The sequence below is a fragment of the Burkholderia sp. GbtcB21 genome (genome assembly GCF_019091065.1).
Lineage (GTDB): Bacteria > Pseudomonadota > Gammaproteobacteria > Burkholderiales > Burkholderiaceae > Burkholderia > Burkholderia pyrrocinia_C.
Map to the genome: position 1 here is coordinate 89,686 of NZ_JAGXKA010000016.1, position 23,205 is coordinate 112,890.

The 23,205-nt window shown below is 67.7% G+C and carries 24 protein-coding genes; 16 read left to right on the forward strand and 8 right to left on the reverse strand.

Annotated elements, in window-relative coordinates; translation table 11 throughout:
- Positions 1-85: 85 nt before the first annotated feature.
- Positions 86-622 carry a peroxiredoxin gene (locus KVT39_RS29295; RefSeq protein ID WP_034179128.1) on the reverse strand — a complete coding sequence of 179 codons (537 nt, stop codon included), beginning with the start codon at positions 620-622 and terminating at the stop codon, positions 86-88.
- 163 nt (positions 623-785) lie between these two features.
- Here KVT39_RS29295 and KVT39_RS29300 point away from each other — a divergent pair, with 163 nt between their 5' ends.
- On the forward strand, positions 786-1,358 hold the full coding sequence (locus tag KVT39_RS29300) for a hypothetical protein (protein ID WP_034179127.1): 573 nt from the start codon (positions 786-788) through the stop codon (positions 1,356-1,358).
- A 333-nt stretch (positions 1,359-1,691) separates the two neighbouring features.
- On the opposite strand, the gene KVT39_RS29305 is transcribed toward KVT39_RS29300, so the two are convergent.
- Positions 1,692-3,296: a YifB family Mg chelatase-like AAA ATPase gene (locus KVT39_RS29305; RefSeq protein WP_105389621.1), complete on the reverse strand. Its 1,605-nt coding sequence runs from the start codon at positions 3,294-3,296 to the stop codon at positions 1,692-1,694.
- A gap of 281 nt (positions 3,297-3,577) precedes the next feature.
- Positions 3,578-3,829, reverse strand: coding sequence for an accessory factor UbiK family protein (locus KVT39_RS29310; RefSeq protein WP_034179125.1), 252 nt, complete (start codon positions 3,827-3,829; stop codon positions 3,578-3,580).
- Between the two features lie 355 nt (positions 3,830-4,184).
- On the opposite strand from KVT39_RS29310, the gene KVT39_RS29315 reads away from it, so the two are divergent.
- The 7 genes from KVT39_RS29315 (at position 4,185) to ptsP (ending at position 11,614) form a co-directional block, all read left to right on the forward strand.
- A complete protein-coding gene (locus tag KVT39_RS29315; protein WP_006398175.1) occupies positions 4,185-4,523 on the forward strand; it encodes a P-II family nitrogen regulator in 339 nt (112 codons plus the stop codon).
- 37 nt (positions 4,524-4,560) lie between these two features.
- The gene (locus tag KVT39_RS29320) at positions 4,561-6,075 is read left to right on the forward strand and encodes an ammonium transporter (protein WP_217590791.1); all 1,515 of its coding nucleotides are present in this window, start codon (positions 4,561-4,563) and stop codon (positions 6,073-6,075) included.
- A gap of 243 nt (positions 6,076-6,318) precedes the next feature.
- Complete coding sequence (gshA, locus tag KVT39_RS29325) at positions 6,319-7,608, forward strand: glutamate--cysteine ligase (protein WP_034179123.1); 1,290 nt, start codon at positions 6,319-6,321, stop codon at positions 7,606-7,608.
- 27 nt (positions 7,609-7,635) lie between these two features.
- Positions 7,636-8,592, forward strand: a complete 957-nt coding sequence (gene gshB, locus KVT39_RS29330; protein ID WP_034179122.1) for a glutathione synthase — start codon at positions 7,636-7,638, stop codon at positions 8,590-8,592.
- Positions 8,593-8,825: 233 nt separating this feature from the next.
- Positions 8,826-9,296, forward strand: coding sequence for a PTS sugar transporter subunit IIA (locus KVT39_RS29335; protein ID WP_034179121.1), 471 nt, complete (start codon positions 8,826-8,828; stop codon positions 9,294-9,296).
- A 74-nt stretch (positions 9,297-9,370) separates the two neighbouring features.
- Positions 9,371-9,640, forward strand: a complete 270-nt coding sequence (locus tag KVT39_RS29340; protein ID WP_006477716.1) for an HPr family phosphocarrier protein — start codon at positions 9,371-9,373, stop codon at positions 9,638-9,640.
- Between the two features lie 201 nt (positions 9,641-9,841).
- Entirely contained in the window at positions 9,842-11,614 is a 1,773-nt protein-coding gene (gene ptsP / locus KVT39_RS29345) for a phosphoenolpyruvate--protein phosphotransferase (protein WP_131949220.1), read from the forward strand.
- A gap of 97 nt (positions 11,615-11,711) precedes the next feature.
- Here the strand turns inward: ptsP and KVT39_RS29350 are convergent, their stop codons facing one another.
- The 3 genes from KVT39_RS29350 to gpmA form a co-directional block, all read right to left on the reverse strand.
- A complete protein-coding gene (locus KVT39_RS29350) occupies positions 11,712-12,464 on the reverse strand; it encodes a molybdopterin-synthase adenylyltransferase MoeB (RefSeq protein ID WP_105389622.1) in 753 nt (250 codons plus the stop codon).
- Positions 12,465-12,747: 283 nt separating this feature from the next.
- The gene (locus KVT39_RS29355; protein WP_217590792.1) at positions 12,748-14,298 is read right to left on the reverse strand and encodes a S41 family peptidase; all 1,551 of its coding nucleotides are present in this window, start codon (positions 14,296-14,298) and stop codon (positions 12,748-12,750) included.
- Positions 14,299-14,548: 250 nt separating this feature from the next.
- Entirely contained in the window at positions 14,549-15,295 is a 747-nt protein-coding gene (gpmA, locus tag KVT39_RS29360) for a 2,3-diphosphoglycerate-dependent phosphoglycerate mutase (protein WP_105389624.1), read from the reverse strand.
- A 134-nt stretch (positions 15,296-15,429) separates the two neighbouring features.
- On the opposite strand from gpmA, the gene KVT39_RS29365 reads away from it, so the two are divergent.
- The 5 genes from KVT39_RS29365 (at position 15,430) to KVT39_RS29385 (ending at position 18,339) form a co-directional block, all read left to right on the forward strand.
- Positions 15,430-15,852: a rhodanese-like domain-containing protein gene (locus KVT39_RS29365; RefSeq protein ID WP_034179117.1), complete on the forward strand. Its 423-nt coding sequence runs from the start codon at positions 15,430-15,432 to the stop codon at positions 15,850-15,852.
- Positions 15,849-16,109 carry a glutaredoxin 3 gene (gene grxC, locus KVT39_RS29370; RefSeq protein WP_034179116.1) on the forward strand — a complete coding sequence of 87 codons (261 nt, stop codon included), beginning with the start codon at positions 15,849-15,851 and terminating at the stop codon, positions 16,107-16,109. The genes KVT39_RS29365 and grxC overlap by 4 nt, the downstream gene beginning before the upstream one ends.
- A 108-nt stretch (positions 16,110-16,217) precedes the next feature.
- Positions 16,218-16,697: a protein-export chaperone SecB gene (secB, locus tag KVT39_RS29375; RefSeq protein ID WP_034179115.1), complete on the forward strand. Its 480-nt coding sequence runs from the start codon at positions 16,218-16,220 to the stop codon at positions 16,695-16,697.
- Between the two features lie 25 nt (positions 16,698-16,722).
- Positions 16,723-17,721 (forward strand): NAD(P)H-dependent glycerol-3-phosphate dehydrogenase, encoded by a 999-nt coding sequence (locus tag KVT39_RS29380; RefSeq protein WP_034179114.1) that lies wholly within the window; start codon positions 16,723-16,725, stop codon positions 17,719-17,721.
- Between the two features lie 93 nt (positions 17,722-17,814).
- Positions 17,815-18,339 carry an O-acetyl-ADP-ribose deacetylase gene (locus KVT39_RS29385; RefSeq protein WP_217590793.1) on the forward strand — a complete coding sequence of 175 codons (525 nt, stop codon included), beginning with the start codon at positions 17,815-17,817 and terminating at the stop codon, positions 18,337-18,339.
- 22 nt (positions 18,340-18,361) lie between these two features.
- Here the strand turns inward: KVT39_RS29385 and trmL are convergent, their stop codons facing one another.
- Entirely contained in the window at positions 18,362-18,832 is a 471-nt protein-coding gene (gene trmL, locus KVT39_RS29390) for a tRNA (uridine(34)/cytosine(34)/5-carboxymethylaminomethyluridine(34)-2'-O)-methyltransferase TrmL (RefSeq protein WP_034179112.1), read from the reverse strand.
- Positions 18,833-18,939: 107 nt separating this feature from the next.
- The gene (locus tag KVT39_RS29395; RefSeq protein WP_175748955.1) at positions 18,940-19,734 is read right to left on the reverse strand and encodes a phosphoribosyltransferase family protein; all 795 of its coding nucleotides are present in this window, start codon (positions 19,732-19,734) and stop codon (positions 18,940-18,942) included.
- An 83-nt stretch (positions 19,735-19,817) separates the two neighbouring features.
- Here KVT39_RS29395 and KVT39_RS29400 point away from each other — a divergent pair, with 83 nt between their 5' ends.
- The 3 genes from KVT39_RS29400 (at position 19,818) to coxB (ending at position 23,162) form a co-directional block, all read left to right on the forward strand.
- Positions 19,818-20,783 carry a methyltransferase domain-containing protein gene (locus KVT39_RS29400; RefSeq protein ID WP_034179111.1) on the forward strand — a complete coding sequence of 322 codons (966 nt, stop codon included), beginning with the start codon at positions 19,818-19,820 and terminating at the stop codon, positions 20,781-20,783.
- A gap of 195 nt (positions 20,784-20,978) precedes the next feature.
- Positions 20,979-21,503 carry a DUF2244 domain-containing protein gene (locus KVT39_RS29405; protein WP_051983603.1) on the forward strand — a complete coding sequence of 175 codons (525 nt, stop codon included), beginning with the start codon at positions 20,979-20,981 and terminating at the stop codon, positions 21,501-21,503.
- A 57-nt stretch (positions 21,504-21,560) separates the two neighbouring features.
- Positions 21,561-23,162 (forward strand): cytochrome c oxidase subunit II, encoded by a 1,602-nt coding sequence (coxB, locus tag KVT39_RS29410; RefSeq protein ID WP_217590794.1) that lies wholly within the window; start codon positions 21,561-21,563, stop codon positions 23,160-23,162.
- Positions 23,163-23,205 lie beyond the last annotated feature (43 nt).

Here is a 23,205-nt window from a genome sequence, read left to right on the forward strand (position 1 = left end):
ACCGCGGAACCGGGCTGGCCGGTCGTGCGGTCCGTTGGCGGGGAAGGGCGCTGCGCGCGGCCCTTCGATCCGGATCAGGCGGCGCTCAGGCCGCGTTGCCGTCGAGCGCCTTCTTGAGCAGCGCGTCGAGTTCCGCGAACTGCGGGGCGCCGACGTAGCGCTTCAGGATCTTGCCGTTTTTGTCGACGACGAAGGTCGTCGGCGTGAGCTGCACGTTGCCGAACTGCTTCGCGACGCTGCCGTCGTCGAGTGCGACCTTGAACGGCAACTGGCGCGTCTGCGCATAGTTCGCGACGTACATCGGCGGATCGTAGTTCATCGCGACCGCGACGAATTCCAGCCCCTGACCCTTGAAGCGGTTATAGGTATCGACCATCTGCGGCATTTCCTGCATGCAGGTCGCGCAGCTCGTCGCCCAGAAGTTCACGAGATAGACCTTGCCCTTCAGGTCGCCGGAGGTCGAGACCTTCTGGCCCGACAGCAGCGTGAACGTCGCGTCCGGCGCGCTGGACTTGCCGTTGAACGCGAAGAAGCCGGCTACGGCGATGGCCGCGACGACGACGGCCGCGACGATGTAGCGGGCGGGGCCGGCGCTGCGGCGGGCGGGAGGCGTGGTGTTCATCTGCGGTGCTCTCGGAGTCGGTCGATGACGCGGATCAATGCAAAGGACGTCGAAATTCGGCGCCCATTTTAGCGCGAATGCGGTGCGCGCACCGGCGGCGGCCACGCATCCCGGTTTTCACGTTCGGCGGATAATGGCCCTTTTTGCCTGCCCGATCCACGCCATGCCGAAGGAAGTCTTCGATTCGTTGCGCCCCCTGTTTCGTCCGCTGCGACACTTCGCCGCGCTCGCCTGCGCGAGCGCCGTGCTGGCCGCGTGCTCGCCGTCGTACGACTGGCGCACGCTCCACAACGACGCCGGCTACACGATCGACCTGCCGGCGAAGCCGACCGTCGAGGAGCAGCCGGTTGCGATCGGCGGCACGTCGATGCCGATGCGGATGCAGGCCGCGCACGTCGACGGCGCGGTGTTCGCGGTCGGCACGCTGACGCTGCCCGACGACCGCGACGACACGCGCCGCGCGGCGCTCGAGTTCCTGCGCGCCGGGCTGTCGCGCAATCTCGAAGGTACGCCGCAGACGGCTTCGGTGCCCGTGCCGCTGGCGGCCGGCGGCGCGATGAACGGGCTCGAGCTGCGCATCGCGGGCGCGGCCGCCGGCGGCGATCGCGCGCGCAAGACGATCGTCGCGCGGCTTGCCGCGCGCGGCCGGCACGCGTACCAGGCTGTCGTGATCGCCGACGGGCCGCTCGCCCAGGAGCAGTTCGACCAGTTTTTCGGCTCGTTCAAACTCGACTGACGACGACCGGAGAGGGCGCTCAGACACTGCGTGACAACTGAAAGTTCATTCGCAGCTTTCGACGCTAGTCGCCGGATTTTGCGAGGTTTTTTCGGCTATCCACAGCGCATGTGGATAACTTTGTTGAAAAGTCGGCCGGATTTCCCGCTGAGCCGCACCGGGCGGCCCTCCGGCCCGTTTTGCCGCTCGTCCGGGTTTGGGGAAATATCAATAAAAACAAAGGGATACGAATTTTGCGATGAGCGGGCCCCGGCGAGCCATGATCCGGGGCCAGATTCGCGAAATTGTGCATAAGTCAAGTCTTGACAGCCGGATTTTGTCCTCCGAGGGCGCTCAGAGCGACGTAAGCACGCGCCGGTAGCGGATCGCCTCGGCGATTTGCGCGGCCGTCGGCAGCGGGTCGCCGGCCAGGTCGGCGATCGTCCGCGCGACCTTCAGCACGCGAAAATACGCGCGCGCCGACCAGCCGAAGCGCTCGCCGGCTTCGCGCAGCAGCCGCTCGCCTTCGTCGGTCGGCCGGCACAGGTCGTCGGTCTCGCGGCCGCTCAGCATGTGATTCGTCTTGCCCTGCCGGCCGAGCTGCAGCGCGCGCGCCTGCGCAACCCGCGCGGCCACCGCGGCGCTCGGTTCGCCGGGCGCCGACGCGCGCGACGCGAGTTCGGCCGGCGACAGCGCGGGCAGGTCGATCTGGATGTCGATGCGGTCGACGAGCGGCCCAGACAGCTTGCGCAGGTAGCGCGCGGCGACGTCCGGCGTGCAGCGGCAGCGCCCGGACGGATCGCCGTGCCAGCCGCACGGGCACGGGTTCATCGCGGCGATCAACTGGCACGCGGCCGGGAAGTCGGCCTGCTGCGCCGCGCGCGAGATCGTGATGCGGCCGGCTTCCAGCGGCTCGCGCAGCATCTCGAGCACGTGCCGGTCGAATTCCGGCAGTTCGTCGAGGAACAGCACGCCGAGGTGCGCGAGCGTGATTTCGCCCGGCTGCGGCGGGTTGCGGCCGCCGACCAGCGCGGCGGCGCTCGACGAGTGATGCGGCGCGCGGAACGGCCGCCGGCGCCATTGCGCGGGCGAGAAGCCGAGGCGGCTCGCGGAAAGGAGCGCGGCCGACGTCAGCGCCTCGTCGTCGGTCAGCGGCGGCAGAAGGCCAGGCAGCCGCGCGGCCAGCATCGACTTGCCTGCCCCCGGCGGGCCGACCATCAGCATGTGATGACCGCCCGCGGCGGCGACTTCCAGCGCGCGCCGGGCGCCGCGCTGGCCGATCACGTCCGCGAGGTCGGGCGCGGCCGGCGCCGGCAGGCCGTCGAGGCAGGGCGCCGCGACCGGCATCAGTCGTCCGTCGGGCGCATCGGCGAGGTGTGCGCACAGCGCGGGCAGGTCGGGCGCGCCGAATACCGTGACGCCCGGCACGAGCGCCGCCTCGGCCGCGCTGTCGAGCGGCAGGTACAGTTCGGGCGGACGCGCCGTTGCCGCGGAGCCGGACAGGGCGACCGAATCCGGGCCCGGGCCGGAACCGAGGCCCGATCCGGTTTCGCCCGCGCGCCGGTCGCGTGCCGCACCGCACGCCATCGCGAACGCGCCGCGCATCGGCCGCAGCGCGCCGGTCAGCGACAGCTCGCCAGCGAATTCGCGGCCGGCCAGCGCGTCGGCCGGAATCTGGCCGTTCGCGGCGAGGATGCCGAGCGCGATCGGCAGATCGAACCGGCCCGACTCCTTCGGCAGATCGGCCGGCGCGAGGTTGACGGTGATGCGGCGCACGGGGAATTCGAAGCCGCAGTTCTGCAGCGCGGCGCGGACGCGCTCGCGGCTTTCACGGACTTCGAGATCGGGCAGGCCGACGATCGAGAACGACGGCAACCCGTTGGCGAGATGGACTTCGACGGTAACGTCCGGCGCGCGGCCGGATGCGGGCGCGCGACTGCGCACCACGGCGAGCGACATGGCGAGGCTCCTGTAAACAGACGGGCGACGGCCGTTCGGGGCCGCATGCCGCGGGAATCGGAGGAATCGGTGCGCGCTTGCCGGCGTGGCGCGGGGAAAGAACGAGGGACTGCGGAACGACGGACTGCGAAGAGCGATGAACAGCGAAGAGCGGGGAGCTGCGAAGAACGATGGACTACGAAGAACAACGGACTACGAAGAACGGCGGTACGGCTTCGGGGCGGCAGGCGCGGGCCGCGCGAGGCGGCCCGCGCCCGGACCTTGCGGTCGGGTGGCGGGCGTCAGGCCTGCGGTGCCGCGAGCTTCTGCTCGAGCTCCGCGACGCGCTTTTCGAGTTCCTCGAGGCGCACGCGGGTGCGGGCGAGCACCTGCGCCTGCGTGTCGAATTCCTCGCGCGTGACGAGATCGAGCTTCGAGAAGCCTTGCGACAGCATGGCCTTCACGTTGCGCTCGACGTCCTTGGCCGGCGAGTTTTTCAGCAGGTCGCTGACGCGCGACTGCAGATCGTGGAAAACGTCGCTGGGTTGCTTCATGTGATTCCCCTTCCTTGCACAAAAATTGTGCATCTTCAGTTGCGTACGTGCCCATGATGCACGCATGACCGGAAATGGTGCGCCCGGAGCGCGAAATCCGGGCATGGCGCCCGCATGGGTGAATGTCCCGGCGAGCCGGGACGTGCGTGCACTCTAGCAACGATCCTTTCGCCGCGCCAGCAAACCGGGCCATGTTGGCCATTCGGCCGGGCTTCCGCACCTTACATCACAGGATGCGACCCCGTTACTGAGCCCTTCGAGACGGCGCTCGGACGAACATGGCATGCGAGTTGCTGAGAAGAGTCCGTTACAACATTCCAACCAATTCGACGGGACAACCCAGCGAGAGGACTTCATGAAACTCATTACCGCAATCATCAAGCCGTTCAAGCTCGATGAGACGCGCGAAGCGCTGTCGGCGCTCGGCGTCTCGGGTATCACGGTGACGGAGGTAAAAGGGTTCGGGCGCCAGAAAGGGCATACCGAGCTGTATCGCGGCGCCGAATACGTGGTCGATTTCCTGCCGAAGATGAAGATCGAGGCGGCCGTGTCCGACGATCTCGTCGACCAGGCGGTCGAGGCGATCGAGCGGGCCGCGCGCACCGGCAAGATCGGCGACGGCAAGATCTTCGTGACGCCGATCGAACAAGTGATCCGGATTCGCACCGGGGAGACGGGCGCTGACGCGCTGTAACAGAACAGACAAGACAAGCGACAAGAGGAAACCCAAGATGCGCAAACTTCTGATGTCCCTGCTGATGGCCGGCTCGCTGATCGCGGCCGGCGTCGGCCCCGCGCTCGCCGACGACGCGGCGTCCGCCGCGGCTGCGTCCGCGCCCGCCGCAACGGCTTCCGACGCATCGGCTGCCGCGGCACCCGCCTCGACGGCAAGCGCCGCGCCTGACGCATCCGCCGCAGCGGCCGCTGCCGCACCGGCTTCGGGCGCCGCAGACGCATCGGCCGCCGCCGCTGCGTCGGCGCCGGCCGCACCCGCCGCGCCGACCGCGCCGTTCTCCGTCGATTCGTCGAAGATCAGCGCCGGCGACACCGCGTGGATGCTGACCTCCACCGCGCTCGTGCTGTTCATGACGATCCCCGGCCTCGCGCTGTTCTACGCGGGCATGGTCCGCAAGAAGAACGTGCTCGCGACCGTGATGCAAAGCTTCGCGATCACCGCGGTGATCACGGTGCTGTGGACGGTGGTCGGCTACAGCCTCGCGTTCACGCCGGGCAACGGCTTCATCGGCGGCCTGTCGCGCGTGTTCCTGCACGGGATGAACTACATCAAGGGCGACAAGGCGACGACGCTGACCGTCAGCCACCTGGCGACGACGATTCCGGAATCGGTCTACTTCGTCTACCAGATGACGTTCGCGATCATCACGCCGGCGCTGATCTGCGGTGCGTTCGCCGACCGGATGAAGTTCTCGGCGATGCTTGTGTTCATGACGCTCTGGTCGCTGATCGTCTATGTGCCGATCGCGCACATGGTGTGGGAGCCGACCGGCTGGCTGTCGGCCGACGGCGTGCTCGACTTCGCGGGCGGCACGGTGGTGCACATCAACGCCGGTATCGCGGGCCTCGTGTCGTGCCTGGTGCTCGGCAAGCGCGTCGGCTACGGTCGCGAATCGATGGCGCCGCACAACCTCGTGCTGACGATGATCGGCGGCTCGATGCTGTGGGTCGGCTGGTTCGGCTTCAACGCGGGCTCCGCGGTCGCGGCTGATGGCCGTGCCGGCTTCGCGATGCTGACCACGCAAGTGGCGACGGCCTGCGCGGCGCTCGGCTGGATGTTTGCCGAATGGATCGCGAAGGGCAAGCCGTCGGTGCTCGGTATCGTGTCGGGCGCGGTCGCGGGTCTCGTGGCGATCACGCCGGCTGCCGGCTTCGTCGGCGTCGCCGGTGCGCTCGTGATCGGCATCGCGGCGGGCGTGATCTGCTTCTGGTCGGCCACGTGGCTCAAGTCGAAGCTCGGCTACGACGATTCGCTCGACGCGTTCGGCGTGCACGGCGTGGGCGGGATTCTCGGCGCGCTGCTGACGGGCGTGTTCGCGGTCAAGGACATCGGCGGCTTCGACGGCAGCCTGCTGCTGCAGGCGAAGGGCGTGCTGATTACGCTGGTCTACAGCGGCGTGCTGAGCTTCGTGCTGCTGAAGCTGATCGACCTGACGATGGGCTTGCGCGTGTCCGAAGAGGAAGAGCGCGAAGGCCTCGACGTGATCCTGCACGGCGAGCATGTCGAATAAGTCATAAGGATGCACGGCGGGCCGCCGCGGAGACGGCGCCCGCCACGAATGAGCGCAGCGACTTCGGCCCGCCCACCCGGCGGGCTTTTTTTCTCCTACCGCGTGCTGCCGTAGCGCATAACCCTTCGCGCTATCGGGTCAATAGCCGAAAACTTCCTCCAAACCCTTGCGAAGCCGGGAACAATCCCCAAATGGACAGGGCAATTGCTCTACAATCTTCATTCTCCCGCTCGCGAGTGATTCATGGTTCCCCACCTCGTTACCGCGTTGAACGGTCCGCTGCTCGAACTCGAGCGGAAGATCCTCGACGCGACGCCTGCGATCGAACGCTGGTTCAGGCTCGAATGGCAGGAACATACCCCGCCGTTCTATTGTTCGGTGGACCTGCGCAACGCCGGCTTCAAGCTGGCGCCCGTCGACGCGAACCTGTTCCCCGGCGCGTTCAACAATCTGCCGTCCGAAGTGCTGCCGCTCGCCGTGCAGGCCGCGATGGCCGCGATCGAGAAGATCTGCCCGGACGCGAAGAACCTGCTCGTGATCCCCGAGCTGCCGACCCGCAACGCGTTCTACCTGGAAAACGTCGCGCGGCTCGCGACGATCATGCGCCAGGCCGGCCTGAACGTGCGCTTCGGCTCGCTCGACCCGAGCATCACCGACATGACGCCGATCACGCTGGCCGACGGGCAGAAGATCGTGCTCGAACCGCTCGAGCGTTCGCAGCGCCGCCTCGGCCTGAAGAATTTCGATCCGTGCTCGATCCTGCTGAACAACGACCTGTCGGCCGGTATCCCGGCCGTGCTGGAAAACCTGCACGAGCAGTACCTGCTGCCGCCGCTGCACGCGGGCTGGGCCGTGCGCCGCAAGTCGACGCACTTCTCGTGCTACGACGACGTCGCGAAGAAGTTCGCGAAGATGGTCGGCGTCGATCCGTGGATGGTGAATCCGTATTTCGCGCACGTCGAGGGTGTCGACTGGCAGGCGCATGAAGGCGAGCAGGCGCTCGCCGACGCGATCGACGGCGTGCTGAAGAAGATCGCGCGCAAGTACCGCGAATACGGGATCAGCGAAAAGCCGTACGTCGTCGTGAAGGCCGACGCGGGCACGGCGGGGCGCGGCGTGATGACCGTGCACGACGCGGCCGAGATCGGCCGCATGTCGAAGGCCGAGCGCGCGCAGATGGCCGAGTCGAAGGCCGGCCTCGCGGTGCGCGACGTGATCGTGCAGGAAGGCGTCTATACGTTCGAGCGCGTCGGCGACGAAGTGGCCGAGCCCGTCGTATACATGATCGACCGCTATGTGGTCGGCGGCTTCTACCGCACGCACGGCGGCCGCGAGCGCGACCAGAACCTGAACGCGCCCGGCATGCACTACGTGCCGCTCGGCTTCGAGCACACCGCGCTGCCGGATGCCGGCGCCAAGCCGGGCGCCGCGCCGCCTAACCGTTTCTACATGTACGGCGTCGTCGCGCGGCTGTCGCTGATCGCGTCGTCGATCGAACTGGAAAAGACCGATCCCGAAGCCATCCAGGTGTAACGGACCTTCGCTACGTACAGGACCCGCATGGACATTCTTTTTATCGCCGACCCGCTCGAGCGCTTCAAGATCTACAAGGATTCGACCTACGCGATGATGGCGGAGGCCGCGCGGCGCGGGCACGTGATCTACACGTGCGAGCCGCACCAGCTTGCGTGGACCGGGTCGGGCGTCGAGGCGGACGTGCAGCGCGTGACGATCGTCGGCGATACGGCCGACCTGCATCGTCATCCGTGGTACGAGGCGGCCGCGCATGAATCCCGTCAAATGACGTCGTTCGGCGCGGTGCTGATGCGCAAGGATCCGCCGTTCGACATGGAGTACGTGACGGCCACGTGGATGCTCGAACTGGCCGAGCGCGCGGGCGCGCGGGTGTTCAACAAGCCGCAGTCGATCCGCGACCATTCGGAGAAGCTGGCGATCGGCGAGTTTCCGCAATTCGTCGCGCCGACGCTGGTCACGCGCGATGCCGCGCGGTTGCGCGCGTTCCACGCCGAGCACGGCGACGTGATCGTGAAGCCGCTCGACGGCATGGGCGGGATGGGCGTGTTCCGCGTGAAGGCCGACGGGATGAATCTCGGCGCGATCATCGAGATGCTCGGCCACGACGGCACGCGCTCGCTGATGATTCAGAAGTTCATTCCCGAGATCAAGGCCGGCGACAAGCGGATCCTGCTGATCGCGGGCGAGCCCGTGCCGTATTCGCTCGCGCGGATTCCGCAGGGCAGCGAGGTGCGCGGCAATCTCGCCGCGGGCGGGCTCGGCGTCGCGCAGCCGCTGACTGCCCGCGATCGCGAGATCGCCGGGACGCTCGGGCCCGTGCTCGCGTCGCGCGGGCTGCTGCTGGTCGGCCTCGATGCGATCGGCGACTGGCTGACCGAGGTGAACGTCACGAGTCCGACGTGCTTCCGCGAGATCATGGAGCAGACCGGCTTCGACGTCGCCGCGATGTTCATCGACGCGCTGGAGCGCGCGGCCGCGTAGGCCGTTTTCCCGCGCAACCCCGGCGGCGGCCCGCGCAGGTCCCCCGTCGCCGGAGCAGCTTGACCGGCCTGCTACAATGCCCGCTTGCCCGGTGCCGAGATCGGCGCACCGAAGGCCCGGCGGTCGGGCCGACACTGTTGCAAGGCTGAACATGAAACGCTTCCCACACTCGCTACGCTTTTTGCCCCGCCGCGGGGTATCGGCCCGCCAGGGGCGGCCGGGAGCGATCTGACATGGCCGGGATCCTGATCATCGCGCACGCACCGCTCGCCACCGCGCTGCGGGACTGCATCGCGCACATCTACGGCGGCGTGCCCGCGCGCATCGGCTGTATCGACGTGATGGCGGACAGCGATCCGACCCAGGTGATGGCGTTCGCGCACGCGGAACTCGCGCGGCTCAAGGAAGAGAACGGCGTGGTCGTGCTGACCGACATGTACGGCGCGACGCCCGCGAACATCGCGGGCCAGCTCGCGAAGATCGACAACGTGCGCGTGCTGGCGGGCGTGAACCTGCCGATGCTCGTGCGGGCCGTCTGCTATCGCACCGTGCCGCTCGACAAGCTCGTCGACAAGGCGCTGTCCGGCGGCGCGAAGGGCGTCCACGAAGTGGCGGCCGGCACGCCGCCGCCGCCGACGGAAGCCGGCTGCGGCCAGTGCGCGCCGATTCCGCCCGAACCGCAGCCGCGCACCGAATCGCACTGATCACTGCGTTTTTCGTTTTAGACAGCACCGCCGACGCGCACCGCCGGCGGCTCCGACCGACCCGACCGAGAATCATGCTTCAACAAGAAACCACTATCGTCAATAAATTGGGGCTCCATGCGCGCGCATCGGCCAAGCTTACGCAACTGGCCGGCAACTTCCAGTCGGAAGTCTGGATGACACGCAACGGGCGCAAGATCAATGCGAAGAGCATCATGGGCGTGATGATGCTGGCGGCGGGCATCGGCAGCACCGTGACGATCGAGACCGAAGGGCCCGACGAGCGGGAAGCGATGGACGCGCTGCTGAAGCTGATCGCCGACAAGTTCGGCGAAGGCCAGTGATCGTCGCGCGGGATCGTTGCCGTTTCCAGCCAGAATGCCGCGGATTTCGCGGCATTTTTTTCGTCGAAAGCATTGATGCGGAATGCGCAATGTTGCGCTGCATGCAGTCAACAGGGAGTCGCGGAATTTATAATCGCTAACCGGGGTCATAAGCGCATCGCAGCAGTGTGCCGCGGCTTTACTTGTACAGAGGAGGTGCGCGTGTCCTTCACGCTGCAAGGCATTCCCGTCTCACGAGGTATCGCGATCGGGCGAGCGTATCTGATCGCGCCGGCGGCGCTCGACGTCGCCCATTACCTGATCGAGGCGAACCAGATCGACGCCGAAGTCGAGCGTTTCCGCACGGCGCTCGACGTCGTGCATCACGAACTCGAAGCGCTGCGCGCCGACCTGACCGACGACACGCCGAGCGAAGTGGGCGCATTCATCGACGTCCACATGATGATCCTGAGCGACGCGATGCTCGTGCAGGAAACCATCGACCTGATCCGCACGCGCCGCTACAACGTCGAGTGGGCGCTGACCGAGCAGCTCGAGCTGCTCACGCGCCACTTCGACGACATCGAGGACGAATACCTGCGCGAGCGCAAGGCCGACATCGAGCAGGTGGTCGAGCGCGTGCTGAAGGCGCTCGCCGGTGCGCCGTCCGCGTCGCAGGCGCTCGACCGCGCGGCCGCGAACGGCACCAACGAGATGATCGTCGTCGCGCACGACATCGCGCCGGCCGACATGATGCAGTTCAAGACGCAGTCGTTCCAGGCGTTCGTCACCGACCTCGGCGGCCGCACGTCGCACACGGCGATCGTCGCGCGCAGCCTCGGCATTCCGGCCGCGGTCGGCGTGCAGCACGCGAGCGCGCTGATCCGCCAGGACGACCTGATCATCGTCGACGGCGACCAGGGCATCGTGATCGTCGATCCGGCGCCGATCGTCCTCGAGGAATACTCGTACCGCCAGTCCGAGAAGCTGCTCGAGCAACGCAAGCTGCAGCGCCTGAAATTCTCGCCGACGCAAACGTTGTGCGGCACCAAGATCGACCTGTACGCGAACATCGAGCTGCCCGACGATGCGAAGGCGGCCGTCGAAGCCGGCGCGGTCGGCGTCGGCCTGTTCCGCTCCGAGTTCCTGTTCATGCATCAGAAGGAGATGCCGGAAGAGGAGGAGCAGTTCGCCGCATACAAGCGGGCCGTCGAGTGGATGAAGGGCATGCCGGTGACGATCCGCACGATCGACGTCGGCGCGGACAAGCCGCTCGAGGCGCTCGACGAGGGCTACGAGACGGCGCCGAACCCGGCGCTCGGCCTGCGCGCGATCCGCTGGAGCCTGTCCGAGCCGCAGATGTTCCTCACGCAGTTGCGCGCGATCCTGCGCGCGTCCGCGTTCGGCCAGGTAAAGATCCTGATCCCGATGCTCGCGCACGCGCAGGAGATCGACCAGACGCTCGACCTGATCCGCGAGGCGAAGCGCCAGCTCGACGACGCGGGGCTCGCATACGATCCGAACGTGCGCATCGGCGCGATGATCGAGATTCCGGCCGCGGCGATCGCGCTGCCGCTGTTCCTGAAGCGGTTCGATTTCCTGTCGATCGGCACGAACGACCTGATCCAGTACACGCTCGCGATCGATCGCGCGGACAACGCGGTCGCGCACCTGTACGACCCGCTGCATCCGGCCGTGCTGCACCTGATCTCCTATACGTTGCGCGAAGCGAAGCGCGCGGGCGTGTCCGTGTCGGTGTGCGGCGAGATGGCGGGCGATCCGGCGCTCACGCGCCTGTTGCTCGGGATGGGGCTCACCGAGTTCTCGATGCACCCGAGCCAGCTGCTCGTCGTGAAGCAGGAGATCCTGCGCGCGCACCTGAAGGCGCTCGAGAAACCGACGGCCGACGTGCTTGCCGCATTCGAGCCGGAGGAAGTGCAGGCGGCGCTGAAGCGGCTGTCGGTCGCCGAGCCGCGCGCGGATGCGGCCGCTTAGGTCGCTTATGCCGCTTATGCAGCTCAGGCGCCCGCGTCGCCGCTAACTGCCGTGAAGTGTCGTGCATGCGCCGGCCGGCGCATGCGTCCGACGCGCGTCAGTGCCGGCCCCCGCAGACGGGGCAGTCGGCCTGGCGCGCGATTTTCATCGTCGTCCATTCCATCCGCAGCGAATCGAGCATCATCAGCCGCCCGTTGAGCGTCGTGCCGATTTCGCCGATCACGCGCAGCGCTTCGGCAGCCTGCATCGCGCCGATGATCCCGACCGTCGGCGCGAACACGCCCATCGTCGCGCACGCGACTTCCTCGAACGGCTGGTCTTCCGGAAACACGCACGCATAGCAGGGTGCAGTTGCATCGCGGAAATCGAACGTGCTGATCTGTCCGTCGAAGCGCAGCGCGGCGCCCGACACGAGCGGCACGCCGTGCGCGACGCACGCGCGGTTGATCGCGTGCCGCGTCGCGAAGTTGTCGGTGCAGTCGAGCACGACGGTCGCGGCCGGCACGTGCGCGTCGAGCCACGCGTCGTCGACGCGCTCCGCGACCGCGTTCACCTTCACGTCGGGGTTCAGTTGCGCGAGCGCGTCGCGCCCCGATTCGACCTTGCTGCGGCCGACCGATGCCGTCACGTGCAGGATCTGCCGCTGCAGGTTCGTGAGGTCGACCGTATCGGCGTCGACGAGCGTGATCGTGCCGACTCCCGATGCCGCGAGGTACATCGCGGCGGGCGAGCCGAGGCCGCCCGCGCCGACGACGATCGCGTGCGCGTCGAGAAAGCGCTGCTGCGCGTCGATGCCGATTTCGTCGACGAGGATGTGGCGGGAGTAGCGGAGGAGTTGATCGTCGTTCATGGGGAGATCGGGCGAAGCATGCGGCGGGCGGCGGCGCGGGCGTATCTGCGTATTTTAGTGCAGTGTTCGGCGCTAATCGGCACTGATGTGCTGCGCCTTCGCGCCCGTGGCTGCGTTGCAAATCCTCGCGATGCCACTGGGCATCGCTGCGGTTTGCGCCTTGCCACGAGCACGAATCCGCTGGCACATCAGCACCGCTTAGCACCGAACACTACACTAGGCGCACATGAAAAACGGGCCATCGCGGTCTTCCCGCGATGGCCCGTCGGATGCCGGCCGGCGCTTACTTCGGCGCCGACGCGGGCTTCGGTGCGGAAGCCGGCTTCGCGTTCGCGCCCGATGCCTTCGAGACCGCGGCAGCCTTGCCGGCCGGGCTCTTCGTCGTGCTCTCGGCGAGCAGCGACTTCGATGCCTGGACGGTCTTGCCTTCGAGCTTGTTGAGCGCCTGCTGCATCATGAAGTCGTCGGCGCTGCCGAACTCGATCGGCTTGCGATCGCGGTCCTTCTGGCGTTGCTCCGGCGTCTTCTTGTCGTTCTGCTCTTCGAGGATGCGCAGTTGATCCATCCGGCGCTGCTCGCGCTCTTCCTGTTCCTTCTTCTCGTTCGGGTCCTGCGTGTTCGCGAGGTGGTTCGTGTAGTCGACCTCGCGCGTCACGAGCACGTCGTCCGGATCGCCGTCCGCGTACTGATCGACCGGCACGTCGGGCGTGATGCCCTTGTTCTGGATCGAGCGGCCGCTCGGCGTGTAGTAGTACGCGGTCGTCAGGCGCAGCGCGGTGTCGGCCGTCATCGGGCGGACAGTCTGCACCGAGCCCTTGCCGAACGTCGTCTTGCCCATGATCTGCGCGCGCTTCGAATCCTGCAGCGCGCCGGCGACGATTTCCGACGCGGACGCCGAATACGCGTTCGTCAGCACGATCATCGGCACGGTCTTGAAGACCGGCGGCAGGTTCTTCAGCGGATCGCCGTCGAAGGACGGCAGGCGATAGTTGTCGTACGTATCGCGGTAGACCTGCTTCGAATCGGGGATCTGGCCGTTGGTCGACACGACGACGGAGTCGGGCGGCAGGAACGCGCCGGCCACGCCGACCGCGCTCTGCAGCAGGCCGCCGCCGTTGTTGCGCAGATCGAGGACCAGGCCCTTCAGGTTCGGCTGCTGGCGCGCGATGTCCTGCAGCTTCGCGGCGAGATCGGGCGTCGTGCGCTCCTGGAAGCTCGTGATGCGGATATACGCATAGCCGGGGTCGAGCATCTTCATCTTCACGCTCTGGACCCTGATGATCGCGCGCGTGACCGTGACCGGGAACGTGCGGTCGTCGCTCTTGCGGAAGATCGTCAGCGTGACCTTGGTGCCCGGCTCGCCGCGCATCTGCTTGACGGCCTTGTCGAGCGTCATGCCGCGCACCGGCTTGTCGTTGATGCGCGTGATCAGGTCGCCCGGACGGATGCCGGCGCGGAATGCGGGGGTGTCCTCGATCGGCGAGATCACCTTGACGAGGCCGTCTTCCTGCGAGATCTCGATGCCGAGACCCGCGAAGCGGCCCTTCGTCTGCTCCTGCAGCTCGTCATAGTCGGTCTTGTCGAGGAACGACGAGTGCGGATCGAGGCTCGACACCATGCCCTTGATCGCCGCCGTCAGCAGCTTCTTGTCGTCGACCGGTTCGACGTACTCGCGCTTGATCTGGCCGAATACTTCCGCGAACAGGCGGAGCTGGTCGAGGGGAAGCGGCGCCGTGGCGGTCTGCTCGGCCGACGCGGAAATCTGCAGCGTGGCGAACACGCCCGTGGCGAGGCCCGCGGCAATCAGGCCGATGTTCTTCAATTTCATTCGCATAGAGAGTCTGGTGCGGTCGGGAAGCGCGTGGCGGTAGCGGGGATGTAGCGGACAAGTATAACTGTTCGTCCGATAACTCAGTGGAACGCCGCGAAAAGCGGCGAACAGATGCCGTGGGCCGGGCCCGGAGCAGGCCCGGCGGGGCGCCGCCGGACGCGCTGCGGGTTCGAAAGCGGGTTCGACCGCAGCGGGGCCGCGAAGGTTCGCGCGGCGTGCCGCGCCGGACGCGGCACGCCCGGCGCGACGGGCGTCAGCCCGCCTTGCCCTGCTTCGCGACGGCGGCCTGCGCCTGCGCGATCGCGTCCTGGTCGCCGAGGTAATAGTGCTGGATCGGCTTCAGGTTCTCGTCGAGTTCATACACGAGCGGCACGCCGTTCGGGATGTTCAGGCCGACGATGTCGCTGTCCGAGATGCCGTCGAGGTACTTGATCAGCGCGCGCAGCGAGTTGCCGTGCGCGGCGATCAGCACCTGCTTGCCGGCGCGGACCGCGGGCGCGATCGACTCGTTCCACAGCGGCAGCACGCGCGCGACCGTGTCCTTCAGGCACTCGGTGAGCGGCAGTTGCTCGCGCGGCACCTTCGCATAGCGCGGGTCGTTGAACGGCGCGCGCTCGTCGGTCGGTTCGAGCGCGGGCGGCGGCGTGTCGTAGCTGCGGCGCCAGACGAGCACCTGGTCGTCGCCGAACTTCGCGGCCGTTTCCGCCTTGTTCAGCCCCGACAGCGCGCCGTAGTGGCGCTCGTTCAGGCGCCACGAGTGGACGACCGGCAGGTACATGAGGTCCATCCGGTCCTGCACGTGCCACAGCGTGCGGATCGCGCGCTTGAGCACCGACGTGTACGCGATGTCGAACGTGTAGCCGGCCTCCTTGAGCAATTCGCCGGCCTGGTAGGCCTCGTTGCGACCCTGTTCGGTCAGGTCGACGTCGACCCAGCCGGTGAAGCGGTTTTCCTTGTTCCACGTCGATTCGCCGTGGCGGATGAGAACGAGTTTGTACATGGATCTTGCGGTCGGTAGTGAAGGAAGCGGTGCGCGTCGTGCGGCACCCGACCCGGGCCCGCCATCGCGCAAGGCGGTTATTTTATAATGGCAGGATTGTCCTCATCCGATTTCTCTTTTTCCGGCGGAATTCCGTGACGTTCTTTACCGATTACACGAACCTGGCCCTCATCGCGATCCTGCTGGTATCCGGCGGCCTGCTGGCGTGGCCCGCCCTGCGCCGCGGCCGCGGCGGCCTGTCGGCCGCGGAGGCCACCCAGCTCATCAACCGCCGCAATGCGGTCGTGATCGACGTGCGCGCCGCGTCCGATTTCGCCGCCGGCCACCTGCCGTCGGCGCGTCAGGTCGCGGCGGGCGAGATCGGCGCGAAGATCGCGCAGGTCGCGAAGAACAAGAGCACGCCGGTGCTGCTCGTCTGCCAGAATGGCCAGCAGTCGCAGAAGGCGGCGCGCGAGGTCGAGGCGGCGGGCTATGCCGAGGTGCACGTGCTCGAGGGCGGCGTGGCTGCCTGGCAGCAGGCCGGGATGCCGGTCGTCAAACAAGGAGTGGCGAAGTGAACAAGGTTTTGATGTACAGCACGCAGGTGTGTCCGTATTGCATGCAGGCCGAGCGCCTGCTGAAGCTGCGCGGTGTCGAGCAGATCGAAAAGGTGCTGATCGACCGCGATCCGGCGCGCCGCGAGGAAATGATGACGCGCACGGGGCGCCGCACGGTGCCGCAGATCTATATCGGCGACACGCACGTCGGCGGCTACGACGATCTGTCGAAGCTCGACCGCGAAGGCGGGCTTGCGCCGCTTCTGCAAGCGGCCTGATTAGGGCAGAATGGCCGCCGGCCGCGCCGCGGCTTGGGCGCGCAGGATTCATCCGTGGCGGCCGGCGAGAAGCCGGGCCGCTCCGTCACCACTTTTTTGGGAAACACCATGTCCGACGTCGAAAACCAACCGTTCTTCAACATCCAGCGCGTCTACTTGAAGGATATGTCGCTCGAGCAGCCGAATTCGCCGGCTATCTTCCTCGAGCAGGACATGCCGTCGGTTGAAGTCGAAGTCGACGTCAAGGCCGACCGCCTCGCGGAAAGCGTGTTCGAAGTCGTCGTGTCGGGTACCGTCACCGCGAAGGTGAAGGACAAGGTCGCGTTCCTGATCGAAGCGAAGCAGGCCGGCATTTTCGACATTCGCAACATTCCGGACGAACAGCTCGACCCGCTGGTCGGCATCGCTTGCCCGACGATCCTGTTCCCGTACCTGCGCTCGAACATCGCCGACGCGATCACGCGTGCGGGCTTCCCGCCGATCCACCTGGCGGAAATCAACTTCCAGGCGCTGTACGAGCAGCGTCTCGCGCAGCTTCAGCAGCAGGCCGGCGCCGCAGGCGCGCCGAACGGCACGACGCTGAACTGACGTTTCACACGGACCGGTGCTGGGTATGAAAGTAGCCGTTCTCGGCGCCGGTGCCTGGGGCACCGCGCTCGCGGGCCATCTGGCCGCGCGGCACGATACGCTTCTGTGGGCGCGCGACGCCGCGCTCATCGCCGGGCTGCAGGCCCGGCACGAAAATTCCCGCTATCTGGACGGCATCGCGCTGCCTGACGCACTGCGCTACGACGCCGATCTCGGCGCCGCGCTCGCGCACGGCGCAGCGGACGACGCGCTGTGCGTGATCGCCGCGCCCGTGGCCGGGCTGCGCACGCTGTGCCACGCGATGCACGACGCAGGCTGCGTGCCCGCGCACATTGTCTGGGTCTGCAAGGGCTTCGAGGCCGACACGCATCTGCTGCCGCATCAGGTGATCGCGGCCGAGCTGCCCGAACAGCGCAGCAACGGCGTGCTGTCGGGGCCGAGCTTCGCGCGCGAGGTCGGACAGTCGCTGCCCGTCGCGCTGACGGTGGCGAGCACGTCCGCCGAATGCCGCGAGCGCACGCTCGCCGCGTTCCATCATGGCGCGATGCGGATCTATACGGGCGACGACGTGGTCGGCGTCGAGGTCGGCGGCGCGGTGAAGAACGTGCTCGCGATCGCGACCGGCATTTCCGACGGCCTCGGCCTCGGGCTGAACGCGCGCGCCGCGCTGATCACGCGCGGCCTCGCCGAAATGTCACGGCTCGGCGTCGCGCTCGGCGGCCGCGCGGAAACCTTCACGGGCCTCACGGGCCTCGGCGACCTGATCCTCACCGCGACGGGCGACCTGTCGCGCAACCGCACGGTCGGCCTGCAACTGGCGGCCGGCCGCACGCTGAACGACATCCTCGGTGCGCTCGGCCACGTGGCCGAAGGCGTGCGCTGCGCGCAGGCCGTGCTGGCGATCGCGCACGCGCAATCGATCGAGATGCCGATCACCGAAGCCGTGTGCGGCGTGCTGTTCGACGGCATCGCGCCGCGCGACGCCGTCAGCGGCCTGCTGCGGCGCGACGCGCGCGCCGAGTAGCGCGGCCGGGCGCCGCCCGGTGCGGTCGCGTCAAGCGCGCGGCGCCAAAGCGCACTACGCTTGAACAAGTCTCCGGCGTTTCGGGAGGTTGTCATGCTGCAGATCCAATCCACCACGCTCGACGCGCAACTCGTCGACATCACGACGCTCGATGTCGACGCGATCGTCAACGCCGCGAACGGCTCGCTGCTCGGCGGGGGCGGTGTCGACGGCGCGATTCACCGCGCTGCCGGCCCCGGCCTGCTCGCCGAGTGCCGCACGCTCGGCGGCTGCGATACGGGCGACGCGAAGCTCACGCGCGGCCACGGGCTGCCGGCGCGCTACGTGATCCATGCGGTCGGGCCGGTGTGGCACGGCGGCGATCGCGGCGAGCGCGACCTGCTCGCATCGTGCTACCGGCGCGCGATCGAGCTGGCCGAAGAGGTGGCCGCGACGTCGATCGCGTTTCCGGCGATCAGTTGCGGCATCTATCGTTATCCGGCCGGCGAGGCCGTCGACATTGCAGTCGGCACCGTCGTCGAAATGCTGCCGCAGGCGCCGAGCCTCGCACGCGTGGTGTTCGCGTGCTTTTCCCCCGACATCCACGACCTGTATCGCGCGCGGCTCGCGCGCAACTGACGCGGCTCGCGCCGCGTACGCATCACGCGCCGCCTTCGAAGCCGGCCTGGCGCCACGCCTCGAACACGACCACCGCGACCGTGTTCGACAGGTTCAGGCTGCGGTTGTCCGGCCGCATCGGCAGGCGCACGCGCTGTTCGTTCGGGAAGCGTTCGAGCAGCGCGGCGGGCAGGCCGCGCGTCTCCGAGCCGAACACGAACCAGTCGCCCGGCAGGAACGCATGATCGTGGAAGCGGCCCGAGCCGCGTGTCGTGAACGCGAACATCCGCGCGGGATCGGGCGATTCGGCCGCGACGAACGCGTCCCAGTCGCGGTGCACGCGCATCTGCGCATACTCGTGATAGTCGAGGCCGGCACGGCGCATCCGTGCGTCGTCGAGCGGAAAGCCGAGCGGCTCGATCAGGTGCAGGTGCGCGCCGGTGTTGGCGCACAGGCGGATCACGTTGCCGGTGTTCGGCGGAATTTCGGGAGCGACGAGGACGACGTTGAACATGTTTCGGTTTGGCTGGGCCGGCCGGTGCGGAGCAATGCGCGCTCGTTCCCGGCCGGCCGGTTCGTGACGGCCGCGGCCGCGTGCAGGCGGCCGGCCTCTCTAATTAATTAATCCCTGGCGGTGCGCAGCGCAACCAGATTCGTCACGCGCGCGGCGCCCGCCGCCTTCAGTGCGTGCGCGGCGGCCGCGAGCGTCGCGCCGGACGTCATGACATCGTCGACGAGCGCGACGTGGCGGCCAGTGACGTCGCCGGCCACCGCGAACGCCGACATCACGTTGTCGCGCCGCGCGCGCAGGGCGAGCCGCGACTGCGGCGCGGTGTCGGCGACGCGCGCGAGCAGTGCCGCATCCGCGCGCACGCCGAGCCGGCGCGCGAGCGGCCGCGCGATCGCCCATGCCTGGTTGTAGCCGCGTGCGACGAGCCGCTGGTGCGACAGCGGCACCGGCGCGACCAGGTCGAAGCCGCCGGTGCCGCGCGTATCGTCGACCAGCCGGGCGAGCCGGGCCGCGAATTCGGCGCCGAGCGCGAGCCGCGCGTGAAACTTCAGACCGCGCGCGAGCCCGTCGAGCGGCGCGCGGTAATCCGCGAGCGCGAGCGTCGCGTCGAACGGCGGCGCCGCCGTGCGGCACGCGTCGCAACGGTACGCGGCCGCGCGGCCGTGCCCGCCACGGAGCGGGCGCGAACGCGGCTGCCCGACACTTAGCGGCAGCGCGCAGATGTCGCAGCGCAGCCGCGCTTCATTCCAGTACGCGGCGTCGCAGGCAATGCAAATCACGGCGTGTGACAAATTGCCGCACAGTGCGCAGCGATTCGGCAGCGCGATCGCGGCGACGCGCGCAGCCAGCGCGCGAACCTGCGACAAAACGACGCGCATCGTGCGCGGAGCAGAACTGCGGATCATCGCGAACACTCCTGGCGGCCCCGTCTCGATGAAGCCTGCGGGGCGAGCGAGTATACTTCGGGCTCTTCGCCAGTGTGCCCGACATGTCCCCAGCTTCGACTTCAACCGGCCGTCCGGCCAATGACGCCAGGCGCCTGCGGCGGATCTTCGATCGCCGTGCCGCCACGTTCGACGCGGTCGCGTTCCTGCCGCGCGAGATCGCGCAGCGGATGAACGAGCGTCTCGAATACATCAAGGTGAGCCCCACGGCCGTGCTCGATGCGGGCTGCGGCCCGGGCGACGATCTGCCGGCGCTGCGCGCGCGCTTTCCTGAAGCACCCGTATTCGGCGTCGACCTGTCCGGCGCGATGCTTGCGCGGGCCGGACAGCGCGAGGTCGAGCAGGCGAGCTGGCGCCGCTGGCTGCCGGCCTCGCTCGGCCGGGCGCTGGGCCAGCGCGGCCCGCGCGTCGCGCAGGCCGACTTCGCTGCGCTGCCGTTTTCGGGCGGCGCGTTCGACCTGATCTGGTCGAATCTCGCGCTCCACTGGCATTCGCGCCCCGACGCGGTGCTGCCCGAATGGCAGCGCGTGCTGCGCGTGAACGGGCTGCTGATGTTCAGCACGCTCGGCCCCGACACGCTGCGCGAGCTGCGCGCGGCCTGCGCGGACGCCGAAGCGGCGCTCGGCATTGCGCCGCCCGCCGCGCGCGTGATCGATTTCGTCGACATGCACGACCTCGGCGACATGCTCGTCGAGAGCGGCTTCGAGATTCCCGTGATGGATCAGGAAGTGCTGACCGTCACGTACAAATCCCCCGATTCCCTGCTGGCCGACGTGCGCCGCTGGGGCGCCTATCCGTTCGAGCGGGCGGCGCCGCAGCGCGCGACGCGACGCTTTCGCGCGGCGCTCGGCGACGCGCTGGAAGCGCGCCGGCGCGCGGACGGCACGATTGCGCTGACCTTCGAGGTGATCTACGGCCACGCATGGAAGGCCGTCCCGCGCACGACCGCCGAAGGGCACGGGATCGTGCGCATCGAGGACATCGGAAAGGGGCGTCCGAAGAATCGGTAAAGCGGTAAAGAGGGGTTTTGTTATGTCCGAAATTAGCGGCGCAAAGCGGGGTCGAATTGGCGCCAAAAATGGCCGGAAAGCTTGTCGCGCTTGGCTTGGCGGGCGATAGGCGCTTGCTTGTGGATGCCATTGAACCCGCCTATAATGCGTCAGCTTGTCGTCCCGGGGTCCCCGCAATACGGGGCGACGAGTCCGATGCAGGCATGCATCGCATGCCATTCGCGTGAGGCGGCGATGGAAGCAGCGAGGGTTTTGGCGGAGACGACGAACGGCGAGCCGGTCCTCGAAGACTGGCTCATGAAACGCAACTGTTCGGCGTCGCCGCGCCAGTTCGTGCTGTTTTACGCGTCGCTCGCTGGCTTCTCGCTGGTGATCGCGACGTTGCTGATGTGGCGGGGGGCTTGGCTCGTCATGCCCTTCACCGGAATCGAGTTGCTGGCTGTGGGTGTCGCATTCGCGATCTATGCTCGCCATGCGGTCGATTACGAACGCATCAGGCTGTTCCCGCACCGGCTCGTGATCGAGCGGATGGATGCGGAGCGGCTCACGCAGATCGAATTCAACCCGCGCTGGGTGCGGGTCGAACCGGGCGCGACGCCACGCGATCCGATTCGGCTGGTATCGCGCGGGCAGACCGTCGTAATCGGGCAGCATCTCGCGCAGTACAAGCGTGCGCAGTTCGCCGACGAACTGCGCATGTCGCTCAGGCGCTGCGGCTGACGAGGCGCGGGCACCGGCCGGGAACAGGCCGGCGGCTTGCGACGGGGGAGGGTTTGAATGGAAATTTTGGGTAAGGATGCTATGAAAACAATCAAGCGAGCCCTCACGGGCGTGCTGGCATGCAGCGGATTGCTCTTTGCCGGTGCCGCCCTGGCGGTCGGTGATAGCCCGGGCGGCCCCCGCGTCAACGAGATCAACTTTCAGCCGCCGGTCACGAAAATCGCCGAGGAGCTCTACGATCTCCACACGATGATGCTGATCCTGTGTACGGTGATCTTCGTCGGCGTGTTCGGCGTGATGTTCTATTCGATCTTCGCGCACCGCAAATCCAAAGGCCACAAGGCCGCCAATTTCCATGAAAGCACGACCGTCGAGATCATCTGGACGATCGTGCCGTTCGTCATCGTCGTGCTGATGGCGCTGCCGGCGACGAAGGCCGTCGTCGCGATGAAGGACACGACCAACGCCGATCTCACGATCAAGGTCACCGGCTACCAGTGGAAGTGGGGCTACGACTACGTGAAGGGCCCGGGCGAGGGCATCGGCTTCCTGTCGACGCTGACCACCCCGCGCGACGAAGTGATGGGCAAGAAGCCGATCACCGACACCTATCTGCAGGAAGTCGACAACCCGCTCGTCGTGCCGGTCAACAAGAAGATCCGCATCATCACGACCGCGAACGACGTCGTCCACTCGTGGTACGTGCCCGCGTTCGGCGTGAAGCAGGATGCGATTCCCGGCTTCGTGCGCGACACGTGGTTCAAGGCCGACAAGGTCGGCACCTTCCGCGGTTTCTGTACCGAGCTGTGCGGCAAGGAGCACGCGTACATGCCGGTCGTAGTCGTTGTCCTGTCGGAAGACGACTACGCGAAGTGGGTCACCGCGCAGAAGGCCAAGCTGGCCGGCGCGGCGGTCGATCCGAACAAGGTCTACACGATGGCCGAACTCGTCGCGCACGGCGAGGAAGTCTACAAGGCGAACTGCGCGGCCTGCCACCAGGTGAGCGGCAAGGGCCTCGGCGCATTCCCGGCGATGGACGGCAGCCCGATCGTGAACGGCCCGATCGCCGGCCACGTCGAGCGCGTGCTGCTGGGCAAGGGCGCAATGCCGTCGTGGGCGTCGCTGTCGGACCTCGACATCGCATCGGTCATCACGTACGAGCGCAATTCGTGGGGCAACCACAAGAACGACCTGCTGCAGCCGAAGCAAGTGGCTGACGCGCGCAACGGCAAGATGCCGGAAGACGCGGCAGGCGCAGCGGCGTCGGCCGACGCGGCTTCGGCACCGGCGCAAGCCGCGTCGGGCGCGGCCGAGCAGCCGGCGGCAGCATCGGCAGCGGCATCGGTCGCGTTGTCGACGATCTACTTCGAGACGGGCAAGAGCGTGCTGCCGGCCGACGCGAAAGCGGCGATCGCCGCCGCGGCCGACTATGCGAAGGCACATCCGGACGCGAAGCTCGCGCTGTCGGGCTTCACCGACAAGACGGGCTCGGCCGACGCGAACGCCGAACTGGCGAAGCACCGCGCACAAGCCGTGCGCGACGCGCTGAAGGCAGCAGGCGTGGCGGAAGACCACATTATTCTCAAAAAGCCGGAAACGATCTCGGGCGGGGCAGACGCGAAGGAAGCCCGGCGTGTCGAGATCGGGCCGGCGGCTTGACGTGTCGCTGAGTTAGTCGACGTATTCGCATTAGGAGATTCTC